The organism is Streptomyces sp. NPDC048643 (assembly GCF_040650615.1).
Classification (GTDB): domain Bacteria; phylum Actinomycetota; class Actinomycetes; order Streptomycetales; family Streptomycetaceae; genus Streptomyces.
The window spans coordinates 1-14,677 of the sequence record NZ_JBEZHO010000070.1 but is presented as its reverse complement, the minus strand read 5'-3'; the positions used below and the strand labels follow the sequence as shown (position 1 = coordinate 14,677).

The 14,677-nt window shown below is 67.1% G+C and carries 21 protein-coding genes and 3 pseudogenes; 16 read left to right on the top strand and 8 right to left on the bottom strand.

The window, feature by feature from the left end:
• Positions 1-276: 276 nt before the first annotated feature.
• Positions 277-435, bottom strand: coding sequence for a hypothetical protein (locus AB0C62_RS38950; RefSeq protein ID WP_362981572.1), 159 nt, complete (start codon positions 433-435; stop codon positions 277-279).
• 157 nt (positions 436-592) lie between these two features.
• On the opposite strand from AB0C62_RS38950, the gene AB0C62_RS38945 reads away from it, so the two are divergent.
• The 12 genes from AB0C62_RS38945 to AB0C62_RS38890 all read left to right on the top strand — a co-directional run bounded on the left by AB0C62_RS38945 (position 593) and on the right by AB0C62_RS38890 (position 7,354).
• Positions 593-718, top strand: a complete 126-nt coding sequence (locus AB0C62_RS38945) for a hypothetical protein (RefSeq protein ID WP_362981570.1) — start codon at positions 593-595, stop codon at positions 716-718.
• Positions 719-758: 40 nt separating this feature from the next.
• Entirely contained in the window at positions 759-1,016 is a 258-nt protein-coding gene (locus AB0C62_RS38940; protein WP_362981568.1) for a hypothetical protein, read from the top strand.
• Positions 919-1,299: a NucA/NucB deoxyribonuclease domain-containing protein gene (locus AB0C62_RS38935; RefSeq protein WP_362981603.1), complete on the top strand. Its 381-nt coding sequence runs from the start codon at positions 919-921 to the stop codon at positions 1,297-1,299. The genes AB0C62_RS38940 and AB0C62_RS38935 overlap by 98 nt, the downstream gene beginning before the upstream one ends.
• A gap of 18 nt (positions 1,300-1,317) precedes the next feature.
• On the top strand, positions 1,318-1,845 hold the full coding sequence (locus AB0C62_RS38930) for a hypothetical protein (protein WP_362981566.1): 528 nt from the start codon (positions 1,318-1,320) through the stop codon (positions 1,843-1,845).
• A gap of 179 nt (positions 1,846-2,024) precedes the next feature.
• A complete protein-coding gene (locus AB0C62_RS38925) occupies positions 2,025-2,249 on the top strand; it encodes a hypothetical protein (RefSeq protein WP_362981564.1) in 225 nt (74 codons plus the stop codon).
• A 38-nt stretch (positions 2,250-2,287) separates the two neighbouring features.
• Complete coding sequence (locus AB0C62_RS38920) at positions 2,288-2,734, top strand: hypothetical protein (protein ID WP_362981562.1); 447 nt, start codon at positions 2,288-2,290, stop codon at positions 2,732-2,734.
• 1,081 nt (positions 2,735-3,815) lie between these two features.
• Positions 3,816-4,205, top strand: a complete 390-nt coding sequence (locus AB0C62_RS38915) for a hypothetical protein (protein ID WP_079403197.1) — start codon at positions 3,816-3,818, stop codon at positions 4,203-4,205.
• A gap of 192 nt (positions 4,206-4,397) precedes the next feature.
• The gene (locus AB0C62_RS38910; protein WP_362981560.1) at positions 4,398-4,613 is read left to right on the top strand and encodes a hypothetical protein; all 216 of its coding nucleotides are present in this window, start codon (positions 4,398-4,400) and stop codon (positions 4,611-4,613) included.
• 46 nt (positions 4,614-4,659) lie between these two features.
• Positions 4,660-4,830 carry a hypothetical protein gene (locus tag AB0C62_RS38905; RefSeq protein WP_362981558.1) on the top strand — a complete coding sequence of 57 codons (171 nt, stop codon included), beginning with the start codon at positions 4,660-4,662 and terminating at the stop codon, positions 4,828-4,830.
• Positions 4,831-4,858: 28 nt separating this feature from the next.
• On the top strand, positions 4,859-5,581 hold the full coding sequence (locus AB0C62_RS38900) for a hypothetical protein (RefSeq protein ID WP_362981556.1): 723 nt from the start codon (positions 4,859-4,861) through the stop codon (positions 5,579-5,581).
• Positions 5,582-5,859: 278 nt separating this feature from the next.
• Entirely contained in the window at positions 5,860-6,513 is a 654-nt protein-coding gene (locus AB0C62_RS38895; RefSeq protein ID WP_362981554.1) for a hypothetical protein, read from the top strand.
• Positions 6,514-6,622: 109 nt separating this feature from the next.
• Complete coding sequence (locus tag AB0C62_RS38890) at positions 6,623-7,354, top strand: SMI1/KNR4 family protein (protein ID WP_358822199.1); 732 nt, start codon at positions 6,623-6,625, stop codon at positions 7,352-7,354.
• 64 nt (positions 7,355-7,418) lie between these two features.
• Here the strand turns inward: AB0C62_RS38890 and AB0C62_RS38885 are convergent.
• A pseudogene (locus AB0C62_RS38885) lies at positions 7,419-7,568 on the bottom strand (ATP-binding protein); the annotation flags it as partial.
• Between the two features lie 145 nt (positions 7,569-7,713).
• Between AB0C62_RS38885 and AB0C62_RS38880 the strand changes: the two are divergent.
• The 3 genes from AB0C62_RS38880 to AB0C62_RS38870 are packed head-to-tail and all read left to right on the top strand — an operon-like array spanning position 7,714 to position 10,739.
• Entirely contained in the window at positions 7,714-8,778 is a 1,065-nt protein-coding gene (locus tag AB0C62_RS38880) for a tyrosine-type recombinase/integrase (protein ID WP_362981552.1), read from the top strand.
• Positions 8,775-9,089 carry a helix-turn-helix transcriptional regulator gene (locus AB0C62_RS38875; RefSeq protein WP_319171778.1) on the top strand — a complete coding sequence of 105 codons (315 nt, stop codon included), beginning with the start codon at positions 8,775-8,777 and terminating at the stop codon, positions 9,087-9,089. Before AB0C62_RS38880 ends, AB0C62_RS38875 begins: the two co-directional genes overlap by 4 nt.
• Before the next feature lie 12 nt (positions 9,090-9,101).
• Complete coding sequence (locus AB0C62_RS38870) at positions 9,102-10,739, top strand: integrase (RefSeq protein ID WP_362981550.1); 1,638 nt, start codon at positions 9,102-9,104, stop codon at positions 10,737-10,739.
• Positions 10,740-10,746: 7 nt separating this feature from the next.
• Here the strand turns inward: AB0C62_RS38870 and AB0C62_RS38865 are convergent, their stop codons facing one another.
• Positions 10,747-11,142, bottom strand: a complete 396-nt coding sequence (locus AB0C62_RS38865; RefSeq protein ID WP_362981548.1) for a hypothetical protein — start codon at positions 11,140-11,142, stop codon at positions 10,747-10,749.
• A gap of 91 nt (positions 11,143-11,233) precedes the next feature.
• Positions 11,234-11,885 (bottom strand): annotated as a pseudogene (locus AB0C62_RS38860) (ATP-binding protein); the annotation flags it as partial.
• On the opposite strand from AB0C62_RS38860, the gene AB0C62_RS38855 reads away from it, so the two are divergent.
• Positions 11,857-12,354 carry a hypothetical protein gene (locus AB0C62_RS38855; RefSeq protein WP_362981546.1) on the top strand — a complete coding sequence of 166 codons (498 nt, stop codon included), beginning with the start codon at positions 11,857-11,859 and terminating at the stop codon, positions 12,352-12,354. The pseudogene AB0C62_RS38860 and the gene AB0C62_RS38855 sit on opposite strands and share 29 nt — an antisense overlap.
• A 510-nt stretch (positions 12,355-12,864) precedes the next feature.
• Here the strand turns inward: AB0C62_RS38855 and AB0C62_RS38850 are convergent.
• From AB0C62_RS38850 to AB0C62_RS38835, 4 genes and pseudogenes are all read right to left on the bottom strand, one after another.
• On the bottom strand, positions 12,865-13,314 hold the full coding sequence (locus tag AB0C62_RS38850; RefSeq protein WP_362981544.1) for a DUF3618 domain-containing protein: 450 nt from the start codon (positions 13,312-13,314) through the stop codon (positions 12,865-12,867).
• Positions 13,311-13,748: a phage holin family protein gene (locus AB0C62_RS38845; protein ID WP_362981542.1), complete on the bottom strand. Its 438-nt coding sequence runs from the start codon at positions 13,746-13,748 to the stop codon at positions 13,311-13,313. The genes AB0C62_RS38850 and AB0C62_RS38845 overlap by 4 nt, the downstream gene beginning before the upstream one ends.
• Before the next feature lie 146 nt (positions 13,749-13,894).
• A complete protein-coding gene (locus tag AB0C62_RS38840) occupies positions 13,895-14,431 on the bottom strand; it encodes a phosphatase PAP2 family protein (RefSeq protein WP_362981540.1) in 537 nt (178 codons plus the stop codon).
• A 160-nt stretch (positions 14,432-14,591) separates the two neighbouring features.
• Positions 14,592-14,677: pseudogene (locus AB0C62_RS38835) on the bottom strand (GlsB/YeaQ/YmgE family stress response membrane protein); the annotation flags it as partial.

The window sequence follows — 14,677 nt, the reverse complement described above, 5'->3', positions numbered from 1 at the left end:
CAGCATGTCCCGGCAGTACGCCGGGCAGCGGGCAGCCCGGCCCCGCCAGAGCGTTACGGGACCGGGCTGGAACTGGGGAACCTGCAGCCGGACGGTCCCGGAACCTCAGGTTGCGCGCAGCCTAGATCGCTTGAGCAGGCTGCCGCGGCTATCAATGATCTGTAGATGTTTTGGCAGTTCAAGAGGGTGATGCGGGTTCGCGCAAGTGCATAGGTAGTGCGTCAGGCCGGGGTGCTTCATACCCCGGCCTGACGTCGTTGCGGTTGAGGCGCTGGCTCAGGTGAGGTGGTCGAGGAACCCGGTGATGACGGCGCGGAGGACGCCGGAGACGGCACCGCGCAGGGCTGCTCCGCCACGGTTCGAGAGCTGCCAGAAGCGCTCCTTCGACCTGGTCCTGCGTGACGTCAGGGGCACCACCAGCCTGGGGCGCCTCAAGTTCGACCAGTAGTGGGTTCTCGGTTTCGCCTACGACGGCAGCCGGCGAGTCGACTACCTCGCCAGTATCGAAAACATCATCGTCCAGCCTCTCCCCACCGAGGACGCCACGAAGTGGCGGCTCGGCCAGCACTTCCGCCAGAACATCAACGCCTCCATGAGCGACCCGGACCCCCAGGTCACCGCGCCGCAGACCACCGAACGCGACGAGCTGCTCGGCGTCTGGGACAGCCCGCCGCACTGGAACCTCTCCTACACGTCCCCGGACAAGGGCTCCCTGTAACGACCAAGGCAACCAGCAAAAGGTCTTCTCGACCGTCTCAATGGACCTCAGCGCGAGCTCTCCCAACGCCGCGCCCTTCACCGAAGGCGGAAGCGTCTATACCTCCTGCGTCCGCTACGACTACGCCGGAAAGATCGCCGGCAAGTTCCTGGGCACCGTCTTTACCCAGGCCCGGGTGGAACTCGTGCTGAGTCAAAAGGATCCAGCGGTCAACGAGAGCGCGCTGCACATCTACGACGCCCTCAACCGACCGGAACGTACTTTCCCTCCTGGCCGGGCAAGACCGTCCCGGGCGTGAAGGAGCCCGCTGGTCGACAGGGAGAAGCAGAAGAAGAACCGGGCCCGATCGATCAAGGAATGCGAGAAGGCGTGGGGGGGGGGACTACAAGGGAACGGATCTTCAGTGCGACGAGTACCCGTACGCCTCCACCAAGGAGGGCTCGACCAAGGGTGACAACCGGTTCTCCGTCCGGCTGATCGACGGCACCGACAATGAGACCGGCGGTCGCAGGCTCGACCAGATGTACACCCTCAACCGGATCCTCGACGGCGACGCCTTCTACATGAAGATCACCGTCTAGCAGAAGGGCAGCGGCAGCATGGCGCTCCTGGCCGAATACAGGTGCAAGGCCACACCCGGCCGCCGCGTCGTGGAGATCTACGACGCGGACGCCTATCTCAGTGACGCCGCCGCCATGGCCGCCGCCCGCACCCAGGTGGTAGCCGGCAACGGCTACCACCTGTACATCCAAAGCCTGCAGCCCGACGTCGACCTCGAGGTCGCCATCCGGCTCTGGGACAGCCCTCCCCCTCCTCCTGCCGGAGCCGAGGGCTCGGTTCCCGTCAGCATCGAGTCGGAGACGGCGATTCTCGTGGTGAACCAACCGGAATACGGCCCCGCCGGGGAAATGTCCCTCCCCCGCTCGGGTGTCTACACCGGACACGCCTGGTGGGAGAACCGCCAGGCGACCGGGGACTACTACCAGACCACTCTCGACCGCCCCACCGACGACACCTTCGAAGACGACCTCACCGAGGCATGGAACAACCCCCCAGTGACCGAGCGCTACGTCTTGGACCTCGCCTACAGCCGTGCCTCGGAACCCAGTGGCAACGACGAGCCGTAAACCCCGGACACTGAAGGAAGACCACCGCGGGGCCGTCGTCAACGGTCCCGGAGTGATCCAACCACCTCGAAGATCATTCTGTTAGGAGTTCTTTAGGCGGGATGACGCAGCCGAGGTCCAGGGATCTTCCTGGGCGTCGGCAGGCTAGGCCTTTTTGGAAGGAGTGAGTGGAGTTTTGAGTGCGTGATGTGTCGTTTCGTCGCCCTGTCGAGAGCGTCGGCCGTCGGGCGGTGACCGGGCCGAAGCCGCAGTGGAAAGATCTCTTCCTGGCTCCCGCGTACACCGCCGACGCCGCCGCTGAGGAAGAGTTCATCGAGGAGCCCGCGGTGAACTGGTCGCAGGTGTCGTCGATTCCTCAGCGTCGGCGACCTGTTGGCCGCCGCGTTGCTGGTCGAGCAGCCTGATCCGCACTACTGGATCGATGCGTAGGACGGAGGCTGCCGTGAGAAGCGAGAGCATGTATGCAGAACGATTTCTCGGGGAGTTTCAGGAACTTGATCATGGTCGCGACGACGGGTCTTCGCTGAGGGCCTGCGCGCACCAGGAGGGTGCTGCCGATGAAGCGGCTCTTGTCCGGTATTTGAGGGCTGGCTCGGTTCTGGCAGCGACAACCTCGCTAGTCCGCGATGTGCTCAGTCCGACGAACGAGCTGATCGGTAGCCTGCACGTCCTGACTGACGGCGAGTGGTTCTGGTACACGGACCTGGCGCACTATGTGGAGCGCTACCACGTTTCCTTGGATGTCGAATTCGTCGACCACGCTCGCGGCCGCGGGTGGACACCGCCTCAGCTGAGCGAAGCTGATCTTGTTCCATCACCGAGGCCATCTTCCCGGACGACGCTCCATCCGCTGTTTGTGACGGGGAGGGGGGAGGTTCCGCGGGGGTAGAGGCTGGGGTTATGGGTTCGCGCGGTGGCCTGCGTTTCCGCGGCAACTCTCATCGGGCACGGCCGCAGTGATGCTGAGCGAGAGGGCCTGGCTATCCCCAGCAGCGGCCTACCCACCATCCAGCGTCGGGTGAGGCGAAGGGGTCGGGCCAGGTTTTGGCGATGTAGAGATCGTCGAAGGGTTTCACCAGACGCCGTAGCTCACGCGCCGCTTGTGGCGCGAGAGCGTGCATGGCGGCTTCCAGAACTCCCCGCTCATCGGTCGCGTAGTAGGGGCTGCACAAAGGGCAACCACAACCGCCGGAAAGGCCAAGACTGGGGCGGTGGGCTGTTCGCGACCACTGCTGCAAGGCCTGGGCTATCGCCCCAGGCCAGAACCGATCGCGCTCAAGACGGGAGATCGCTCCGGCAAGCTTGCCGGAGCCCCGCGGCATCCCCGGAGCTGGTACTTCATCCAGCTGCCGCCTCGGGTAGCGTCCGGCGGCGCGGACTTGGGACGGCCGATTACGCGGCATCGTCCATTCTGCGCCTGTTGTTCACGGGGTCAGCATGCCAGAACCAAAGGGCATCGCGCACTGGAGAAAGCACTCAAGGGGTCGTCGCACCTCGAGCGACGGGGCGAATGCCGCCCAGGTAGTTGAGATGCCGTCATCCCCGTGCATGTGGGGCGCGCCCTGGATCCACTGCTGCCACAGCCGCCTTCTGGAGGAAATGGCTGGCACGGTCGCTGTGCAGGACGGAGTCGGTGTATGCAAGGGCGCCCATGGCTGTCGGCTAGTGACAGGTCCTGGTGCTCCCCGAAGCCGCACCTGCCGAGCCCGAGCCCGCACGCGCACCCGCCCCGGCGTCCGCTCGCCCCCCGGCGGCCTCACCTTCTCAGACCCGGACCGCCATATCTGAGCGCTACCACCACGGGGTGCGCCACGTCCAGGACCAGCCCACTACCTAGCCTCACCGCCCGGTGTGCCAGCGCCTCCACCTGGACAGTGGTCGTAGCCGGTCCGGCTCCCGCCTCGGATACCGTATTCCTCTACGGGGTGCCATAACGGATGTGACGCCCCCCACCCGGAGGTAGTCAGCGTATGAGTTCAAAGCGCAGCAAGAATCCAGCCCTGCCCGTACTTGACGACGCATTCCGACTCGCGTCGGTCAAGGACGCCGAAGAGTCCACCCGTGACTTGGCCGCGCGGCTGGCCACCACCGAGCTGCGCCGCGTTTCCCACCCGGGCCGGGTCACCTGGGAGCCCACCGATCAGGCCGAGCCCGTACCGGTCCCGCCGACGGTGGTCGACGGTGACGGGGACCTGTGGCTGCGGGACCGGGGCACTGGCACCTGGACCATGCCCGAGTTCAACCCGAAGGAGTTCCCGGCCCGCTGTGGCGAGGTTCTGACGTGGAACCAGCTTGCCCGCGAGTTCGGCCCGCTTACCGCACTGGCCGACGACCGCCGCATCGGCGGCGGCCGGCGCTGACCGCGCAGCCTTCTGGGATGACCGCGCCCTGAAGCGCCCGTTAGGGGTAGCTGGGAGCTCCGGCTCACCGCCGAGCTCGACGATGGCGGTGAGCCGGTGAGCCGGTGAGCCGGTGAGCCGGTGAGCCGGTGAGCAGGTGAGGGTGGTGGTCGGTCAGCGCTGGCGGTGGGTGGGCAACACCCGGGGAGGCACGTGGGTTCGCCCGGCTCTGCTGGTGTCAGTGGGCCATGGGAAGCATCCACCACGCACGATCCGGAACCCGACTGGGCTCCCCGACCCAATCGTGAACTGGCCGCTATCGCCCAACAGTTCGCACCAGACCACCGCGCACCGGCAGTCGCCATCGTCGAGCAGGCCACACAAGAGTTCTCCGATTTCGACGACACCATCATGGAACTCTGCCGCTGAATCCGGTCACCTGAGGCCGGAAGCGAGTCAGGCCAAGGAGAAAACCATGGCGCAGCCCTCGTGGATGAGCGCGGGCGAGTACTTCGCCAACGTTGGCCAACGCCCGGGCACCCTCGGCCTTGTCGGCGACGCCTACATGATCTGGGACGCTACGCGATCGTGGCAGCGAGGGTGCGACGGCTGGATCGTTTCCTGCGACCCGCCGCCGACCGCGTGAGCGCCCGGAATAGGTAGAGGAAGAGGCTGTGTCGAAAGAGCAACTGACCGTATGTGTCCCCGGGTGTGCTCAGAAGGACGTTTCCCGGGCCATCGACGCCGCCATGGCGCCGTACGACTACAACCGTGACGAGGGGGCCGGCGGCCCGGTCGTCGAGACGTGGTGGGACTACTGGAAGATCGACGGCCGGGGCTGCGAGTTTTCAGTAGCGCAAGGCTATGAGGCAGATCCTCGCCTTATCCGGGAGACCGAAACCCTCACTGGACAGCCGCGCAAGGTTCCGCCTTCACTCTGCGACGGCGGCCCGCGCGCCCTGTTGGACCTCGAGGGCCCTCGCGCGTGGGCGGCGGCCGATGAGCGCCGGGCCTTCGATGCCTGGCAGACGTTCTCCTCGGCGTACCCGCCCGCGTACCCCGCGGACCACTTCTGGGCCCGACACTTCGCCGATCCCGAGGGTTACCCCCAGGCGCAGGTGATCGAGGATTACCGCACCCAGCCGGTCATAGAGGCGCTCAGGGACCAGCCGGAATTGGAGGATCTGATCGGCGGTGACCCCCTCGCCCGCTACGCCTATGGCCTTGACACCCTCATTCGCGACGCCACAGATGGTGTGCTGGCCACGCAAGCCTTGTTGACCCTGGACGGTCAATGGCTCACCGTCTCTAGCGCCGAGCAGACGCGCTATTTCAACGACTACCTTGACGGGCTCGCGGCCGACATTCTGGTTGTTCGGGTGATGTATCACGGCTGAGCCAGCCGGGCCCGCAGCAGCGGTCTCGCCCGCCCGTAGTGCGGTGTCGGACGCCTGGTAGGTGGCGGCGGTGGGCAGGTGGGTGGTGGGCCCCTGACAGCCCGCATAGGCCACGCTGGCCGGTGACGACCGAATCCAGTCAGGGTTTTCCGGATTTCCGAAGTGCGCACTAAGTGGCGGTCTACGCCGGAACCTTCCACGTCCACGCCAGCGGCCCGTCCAGCACGGACCTTCGACCGGCTGATCCCAGCCGGTGGGGCGCGGAATCCGCACCGGACATGCGAGCCGCTGCTGCACTGATCGGCGCCTGCATCGAGAACTGCGCGCCGTGCCGGCGCTCCCTGTCCGGGAAGCTCCTCGAGGCGGAGCCGATCGTGCTGACGGTGACGATCGGTGTTGTCTTCGCCCTGCACACATCCCGGGGTGCCGACGCCCAGGACTTCGCGGCCCAGCCCGCCGAGGTCTTCCTCCTCGTCGACCGCGCCCGCGCGGCTGGGGACGACTTCCGGATCCCGCTGGCGACCGTCGAGCGGATGTCGCTCGCAGACCGTGCACAGCTCCTCGATGAGGCGCTGGAGCTGTGGGCCTCCTACGGCCGGCATTACCCCCACCTCATCCGCGACGAGAACCTCGCTTGCGGTCTTCTCTGGTCCAACACCCCTGTCGCCGCCGCCATGAACGCCCGCAGCAGTGGTCGCCCCGACCGTGCCGCGGGCGGTCGTCGAGACGGCGGCGCTCTCTCGGTCCGTCCAGCCCAGTCGCCCGGTCGCCGACCGTCTGTTCCCCGTCACCCCAGCAAGGAGAGCCAGGTCCCCATGAGCGAGCGTGCCCACCGCGGTGGATCCGGCTCCTACGGATCCGCCAAGGCCGCCGTTGGCTTCGTAGGTGATGACGAAGAGCGTTTGATGTCGAGTTTCGGCAGCGGATGTTGATCTAGCCGAGTGGAAATGTCATCGAGTTCTGAGAGCGCCAGCGTCGGCATGTCGACCCCTCGGTGCAGGTGCCCGAGGGCTGCGTGGGTGAAGCCGATATCGTCCTGGCATGACACATGAGTTCGATATGGTGCGGTCGCTCGCTGCGGGTGTTGAAGGCCGCAGGGGTGCCTGGGAGTTCATCCGCGGGTTCGTTGCGAACTGGTCGCAGGCGCTCGGTGATGACGACGGCTGGGGTGAGGCAGACCTTGTGGCCGCGGAGGAGAGGCTCGGCGTCCGGCTGCCGCTGGCGCTTCGAGAGGCGTATCTGTTGTTCGGCCGCCGCCGGGACCTGACCAGCAACCATGACGTCCTGCTCAGCCCGTCCGAGCTGTATGTGGACGAGGCCAAAGATGCACTGGTCTTCCGGCATGAGAACCAGGGGGCCGCTTCCTGGGGGATCCTCCTCGACACGCTGGTGGACGAAGACCCCGCCGTCTTCATCAGGGCCGACTTGGCTGACAAGGCTGCCGAACGGTGGGAGAGCTGGTTGGAGCGGCTGTCCCTGTGCTTCATTGAAATCGTGCTGTCGGAATCCGTCCAGGCCGATGGCGAGCTCTGCGACTTCCTGTGCGACTTCGACGACTACGGCGTCGAGGTGATGGAACAGAACTGCACTCGGCTGCCCTTCCCTGCCTATCCGATGGGCGAGGAAGAGCACAGCATCCGCTGGTTCCTCGGCCATGACGTGCTCCTGCGGGACGACGACGGCATGGCTCTCCTGGCCCGTGGCCGCACCAAAGCAGCCCTCGACGGAATACGTGACCTGCTCCCGGGCGATTGGCTGAACGACTCCCGGTAGATCATGTTCCGACCTTCTGCCAGCCGCCCGGCGCCGGCTGATCAGACTCGCTCGTTTGCGGGGGTCAGCCGACCGCAGCCTGCTGCTCTGCGCGGGCGCGGGTGGTGGCGAGGCGGTAGGAGTCGGTGCCGGTCTCGATGATGTTGCCGCCAAAGGTGAGGCGGTCGACGATGGCCGCGCAAAGACGCGGGTCGGTGAACGTCTTTGTCCAGCCATCTGGGGCTGGCACATGTTCCTTTTCGAGGATCGCTGCTGCCACCGGCCCGTATCCATCTCCTGCGGTCCTCGTTGGTCTTCACGGTGGTGCTCGGATTCTCCAGGTGCTGCCTTGATCGGTCAGGTGCGAGGAAGGTGTGCCGGTGACATCCCAGCTGCGTGTGATCGAGGGCGGTGCCGTCCTGCTGGAGCCGGTGACCGCGGATCCGTGGGAGTTCCAGGCCGACTGCGTCGAGGCGTTCGTCGCCTCGTGGCGGGCCCGCGGGTTCAGCCCGGTGACGGTCGAGAACGACATTGGCCTGCTGGAGCGAACGCTCACTGCGCTGGGCCGACCTGCGTGGGACGTCCCCCCGGAGGACATCGACCGCGTTGTCGGCGACCTGGCCCTCGCGGGCCGGGCGGCATCGACTCGGCGCGAGTATGTGCAGATCTTCAAGGGCTTCCACCGGTTCCTGCAGGTCCGCAAGGCCGTTGAGATTGAAGCGGGGTTCGGTGTCCGTTTGGTCTGCCCAGTCGATGAGTTCAATGCTTCCCGGCATGTCGGGGACGACTCCCCGGCTCAGCTGCCGCCGCCGACCCCGGAACGGGTGGCGGAGTTCTTCGACTTCCTCAAGGTCCGGATCGCCACCGCTCGCAAGTACGGACCTGCAGCCCGGGACTATGCGATGTTCCGGACCCTCTATCACGCCGGCCTGCGCTCGGAAGAGGCCTCTCTGTTGGACCGTCCCGACGCCCACTTCTCGCGGGGCCCGTTCGGAAAACTCCACGTGCGATTCGGCAAAGGCGCCCGCACCTCCGGCCCCAGGCCGCGCTGGGTGCCCATGCTGGACGGCCTCGACCTCGTTCTCCACTGGTTCCTCAACGATGTGCGGGGCAAGTTCCCAGACTCACCGGTGCTGTTCGCGGACGAATCCGGTGGCAGCCTGCACCGCGGGACGATCCGCAACCGCCTGCGCTATCTGATGGAACTCGAAGGACGCCCGGCCGTCGACCGGTTCAGCCCGCATGCCTTGCGGCGGGCGTGCGCGACCCACAACTACGAACGAGGCGTCGATCTCGTGGCGATCCAGCAACTCCTCGGTCACTGGACGGTCAGCTCGACCATGAGATACGTCCGGCCGTCCGCGACGTTCATCGAGGACGCCTATCGCCGCGCGGTGACCACCACGCTGGGTGAGCTCACCGCGGAGGAGGGCAGCCCCGCATGAAGATCCGATGGCGCCTGCGGATGGCCGCCGCCCAGCGTGAGGTGTGGACCGGCACCCAGTTGCAGCGACTTCTGGCTGAACGGGCCGGACTGCAGATGTCCTCCGCGTCGGTGTCCGCGCTGTTCACCAAGGAGCCCTCCCAGGTGAAGATGTCCACCCTGATCGCGTTGTGCACCGCGCTCGAATGCACCCCCAACGACCTGTTCGAGGTAGACACCACCCCCGTCGAGCGCCCTGCCGCCCCACCGCGGCCAGTCGCCGACCTGCCCAAGGCGGCCTCCGCCCGCGGCCGTTCGATGCCGCCGCTGTGACCCGGGGGCATCGTGGGCGTCAAACAGAGCGACTGCATCGGCTGCGGGGCTCCGGTCGGCTTCATTGACCGGCAGTACTGCTGTCGCTGCACGGCCCGGCAGAAAGAAGCGGCGGCCAGGGCCACTTGCCCCCGCTGCGGCCAGCAGCGCGTCCTCCAGGAGGACACCGGCCGGTGCATCACCTGCTCACGCGTGTGCACCGCCTGCGGTCACCCGGTCAGAGACAAGACAGCGACGTTGTGCCGGGACTGCTCGCGCAAGACGGAACGCGACGCCGCCAAGGCGCCCTGTCCTCGTTGCAGTCGGCCCGGCTATCTGCGCGAGGACACCGGCTGGTGCGGGCACTGCTCACGTCCCCGCCAGACCAAACAGCCGCCCCGGACCTGCCGTGAATGCGGCCGCGTGCGCCGGCATGCCGGGCTGGGACTGTGCTCAGCCTGCTGGCAGCGTCACCCCGACCGGTCCTTCGTCCGGGCCGAGAACCTGATCGCCGAACTCGGTGAACCCCCGGACTGGCTGCGGGACTTCGCCGCCGATTTCGCCGCCAAGTATTGCGTCAGTCGCGCCTGCGCGATGATCACTTCCCTGGGACGGCTTCTCCGGGATGACCACCCCAACCATCCGCAGGCTCTGCTCGAACGCTCTCGTCGTTCCGGACGTTCGATGGGCTCCCTCGCCCGCGCGCTGGAAACCTTCTTCACCGGTCACGGCATGGCCATGGCCACGGATCAGGCCGAGCGGCTTGCGGCCGGCCGCCGACAGCGCCGCATCGATGCCGTCCCCGAGACCCTGCGGCCGGTGGTGGAGGCATTCGCCGACTTCATGATGCGCTCGCGGGAGAGGGCCCGCCGTTCCGGAACACGACCTCGTAGCGATTCGACCGTCGAGGCGGCACTGGCCATCGTGCGTGACCTCGCCCGCTTGCTCGCCGGTGAGCGCGGCAAGCAGGACTGGGCGCTGACCGATGTCCACGACATCGAAGCCTTCCTCGGGGGCTCACCCAAGGCCCGAAAGCGTCGGCTGGTCGTGCTCGGGCAGTTCTTCCGTTTCGCGCGTTCCCGGAAGATCGTGCTCGTCGATCCCTCCCAGGGCCTGACCTCTCGAGGAGTGAGCGGCTTCACCGGAGCCACGCTGACACTCGACCAGCAGCGCGTACTGTTCCGTCGCTGGACCACTGGTCCGGCCGTTCATCCGCACGAGGCCCTGCTGGGCCTGCTCGCGCTGTTGCACGGCGCCTCAAGCCGCGAGGTCAAGATGCTGCAGACCACTGACCTCGACCCTCACGCCCGGACCATCCGGCTCGGCGACCGTCCGCATCCGGTTCCCTTGGATCCGGCGTCATGGGCAGTGTTGGAACGCTGTCTGGCCCATCGCGAAGCCCAGCGGACAGAGAATCCCCACGTCCTGGTCACCCGCCAGACGAAGTCCGGCCGGGGCCCGGCGTCCACCGCCTATGTCAGTCACGTCCTCGACGGCTGCGGCTTCCCGCCCCGCATGATCCGCTGCACTCGACTGCTTGACCTGGTCAACACCATGGACCCCAAACTCGTCGCCGCTGCGTTCGGCATGGATCCCGAGGCCACCCTGATCTATCTGTCTGATCGCGTCGACGAGACCCGCTTGTCAGGGTGGGAGACGACCAAGGACTGACCTCTGGTCAGAGTTCGTAGGGGTAGAGAGCGATTTTCTCGCGCTCGATGAAGAGCTCGACCCAGGTGCCGACAACACCTTCGGGCAGCTGATCGGCAAGATCCAACAAGATAGTAGTGCCGTCCAGGTCCAGCAGAGCGGCACCGTCCTCTGTGAGGCTCAACCGGCCCCGCAGCACAACGCAGTGCCCGCCAGTCCGGAGCCCAGGACCGATACCGGCAGCTGGCTTGACGTTCCGCCCCCAGACGATGTCCTCGTCGATAGTCCACTCGACGTGGTACTCACCAGGCTCTGCGGCCCGGTCCCCGCACCACCGGACTGCCGTGTGACCGAACGAGGTTCGGACATCGGCCAGCCAGGAGGTACCGGGAAACCTCGCGACCTTCACCAGTTCGATCAACACGGGTCGATCATGCAGCATCCGAGGCGCCACCGGAACCTGTGAGGTTTCGGCGCTGGCTGGCACAGGTTCGCCGGAACATGTGCGCTTTAGAGAAGGACTCGTTCGAGGCGATCGCCACGCTGTTCTTTTCCTCCCGCTCGGTCAGAACCTGGAAGAGGAGCTCGGCGCCACGCCGGTCGAGTTCCATGTAGCCGAGCTCATCGATGCACAAAAGATCAACGCAGCCGTAGCGGGCGATGGTCTTGGTCAGCTGCTTCTCGTCTGCAGCCTCGACAAGCTCGTTGACCAGCTTCGTCGCCAGGACGTATTTGACTCGGTAGCCGGCCATCGCGGCTTCGGTGCCGAGGGCGATCAGCAGGTGGGACTTGCCGGTGCCGGAGTCGCCGATCAGGCAGAGCGGCAGGCTCTTCTTGATCCATTCGCACTTGGCGAGGGTGTGGATCATGGCCGCGTCGATGTTGGGGTTGGCGTCGAGGTCGAACTTGCGCAGCGACTTGTCGCGGGGGAAACCTGCGGCCTTGATGCGGCGTTCGGAGCGGCGGCGGGCCCGGTCGTCGCACTCTGCGAGGAGGAGTTCGGCGAGGAAGCCGAGGTAGGACATCTGCTCGCGTTCGGCGGTCGCGACGAGTTCGGGGAACTGGGACCGGATGGGGGGGGGGGGGCAGCCGCAGCATCCTGCATGCCTGGTCGACCGCGGCGGTGGCGGCCTGCTCGGTGAGTCCTCGCTGGCGGGGGAAGGTCACAGTCGTTCTCCGCTTCACCACCGAGGTCGTCGAGGCCGTCGCCGCTGCGATCGGCGCGAACCGGACCGCGCTGCGTATCTCACCGGCGAACCCCTTCAACGACATCGTCGAGGACGAACACACCGCGATCTACCCCCTACTCCTGGAAGCCATCAACCCCCTGGGGCTGGCCTACCTCCACGTCATGGAGACCATGGCCCCCGACCTCACACCGGCCCTGCGCGAGCAGTGGAACGGCGTCTTCATGCTCAACCCCGTCACCCCCGGTTCGCGCACCGGCGTCGAGCAGCTGCCCCTCGTCCAGGACGGTGCGGCCGACATCCTCTCCTTCGGCCAGCTCTTCATGGCCAACCCCGACCTTCCCCATCGCCTCGCCGCCGGAGCTCCCCTCAACGAAGCCGACATGAGCAAGGCGTACGGCGGCGACGCCACCGGCTACACCGACTACCCCACCCTCGAGAACAGCTGAACCCAAGCGGAGCCGCCCTGAACGCTCGCCCATCTGCCCGCCCGCACACGCCTCCCAGAGTGCAGGCGGGCAGCTGGGCACCGTTCGCTTTCCCGGCGCATGGGCGGACGGTGAAGGTGACGCCCGCCGCGGTGGCGCGGCGGTGGAGCATCAGCACTCTCTGTGTCGACGACGCCGCTACCTCGAGGACGGTCCTCGACTTCAGCGACATCACGTTCATGGACTCCAGCGGAGTCACATCCTGGTCGCCGCCTTCCCCAGGGCACGCGCGGCCGGCGGATGGATCCGGATGGCCGCGCTGACCGAAGCCGTCCGGCAAGTCGTCGACATCGTCGGCCTCGACACAGTCATCCCCTGCTACCCCACGCTCCCCGAGGCCATCGCTGCCTGAGACAGGGGAGAGGGCGACCCGGGACTCAGGAGTCGGTTATTGCCCGGCCCCGGGAGCAGAAGCGGCCAAGGGCCCGAACCCTCATCGGGTTCGGGCCCTTGGCCGCTTCACGCCCACCTTCAGTTCTTCCTGCGGCGGGCGGCCAGCCACAGCACGGTGACGCCCGCGGCGGCGACCAGCAGCAGGGTGCGGTGCTCGCGTGCCAGCTGCGCAGACTGAGCGGTCTTCTGCTGAAGGGAGACGGGCGCCTTCTCTTCCCACATCCGTCCGGCCTGGGCGGCTGCGGCGCGGGCCTGTCCGGCTGCCTGCGCAGTCTTCTCCTTGACCGGGTCGGGCAGTTTGTCCTGGACCTGCGTGGTGGCCTGCGCGGCCTGCTCCTTCAGCTCGCCGGCCTTGGCGACTGCCTGCTCCTTCAACTGACCGGCCTTGTGCTGGGCGCGGGCTTTGACATCGGTCTTGTCCGCAAGGGCCTGAACCGTGTCGCCGAGTTCGTGGCGGGTGTGCTCGATCTGCTCGCGCAGCTGGGCCGGTGTGGGAGTGGAGTGCTGGTCGGCGGGCGTGTGGGTCATCGGTGTGCGCTCCTCTTGATCTCGGCCACGTCGGCCTTGACGTTCTCGATCGTGCTTTCGGGGGTGGGCGGAGAGGCCTTGGCAGCCTGCTTCTTGCCGCTGAGGGCCATGACCGCGGCGATCACGCCGAGGACGGCGGTGACGATGAGGGCTGCCGCCCAGAGCGGCAGTACGAGGTCGAGGGACGCAATCGCGGTGGCGACCAAGGCCTGGAGCATCAGGAATCCGGCGAGCGAGGCGCCGCCGAAGAGGCCGCCGCTCTTGCCGTAGCGCTTGCCCTTTTGCTTCATCTCCGCCTGCGCCAGCTTCATCTCACCGCGTACTAGCTCGGTCAGCTGCTGCGAGGCCTGCTGGACCAGCTTTCCCACCGGGGCGTGCCCCACGTCGTTCTGGTGAGGGTCCGGACTCGGATGGTGCGGTTGTGTACTCGGCATGCGATCACCTCCTGCTCTGTTCCTGCGGGCCGGGCCGCTGCGGCAGCCCGGCGTTTGGTGAGTAGCCGAGTACCCCGAACTGTCCCGTTCAGGAGAGAAACGAGCGGCCGTAAGCAACGGCTTCGGCGTGGGGAGGTGTGTTGCCGTTACAGCCAATGCCGCAGAAGTCGCGGGGTGCGCCGGGTGAGCCAGGCGCCGCCGAGGCCGATCAGGGCTCCGGCTGCGACATCGGTGGGGTAGTGGGCTCCCGACTGCACCCGCTCGACGGCCAGCAGGACGGCCGGCACCGCGCAGACAGCGGCGGCCAGCGGCCAGGCTGGGGCGACGGCGGCGGTGAAGGCGACGGCGGCCGCGGTGTGGCCGGATGGGAAGGAGGAGGAATCGGGCCGGTCCTCCACCTCGTCGTGCGGGATCCACTCCTTGGGCGGGCGGGGCCGGTCGATCAGTTGCTTGCCCACTCCGTTCGAGAGCAGCTGCGCGAGGGCGAGTGCCGCAAGCCCGGCTGCTGCCGATCTGCGTCCACGCCGACCGCCGAAGGCGGTCATGGCCACCGCTGCACCGCACCACAGCTTGCTGCTCTCCGCTGTCTCCTCCACCACTGACAGCAGCCCGCCGACGCCCGGAGGGATACGGCCTGCCGCCCGCTGTGTCAGCAGCCGATCTACGTCGCGAACATCTGACATCAGGTCCATAGGCAGCAGGTATCCCCACGCTGCGACGCCACACCTGCCCGGGCCATCCGGTGCCCGGATCAGGCAGCCCCAGGTAGCTGGCCAAAAGGCGGCGGCTCCGTCCTCCCGTGAAGGGAGGGCGGAGCCGTTTCGCCGAAGATGCGGGGTGGGGTCAGGCGTGGCGGCGGTTGCCGGTGATGACCCGGTACAGGACCAGGAGGATCAGCGAGCCGATGATGGCGGCGATCCAGGTGGAGA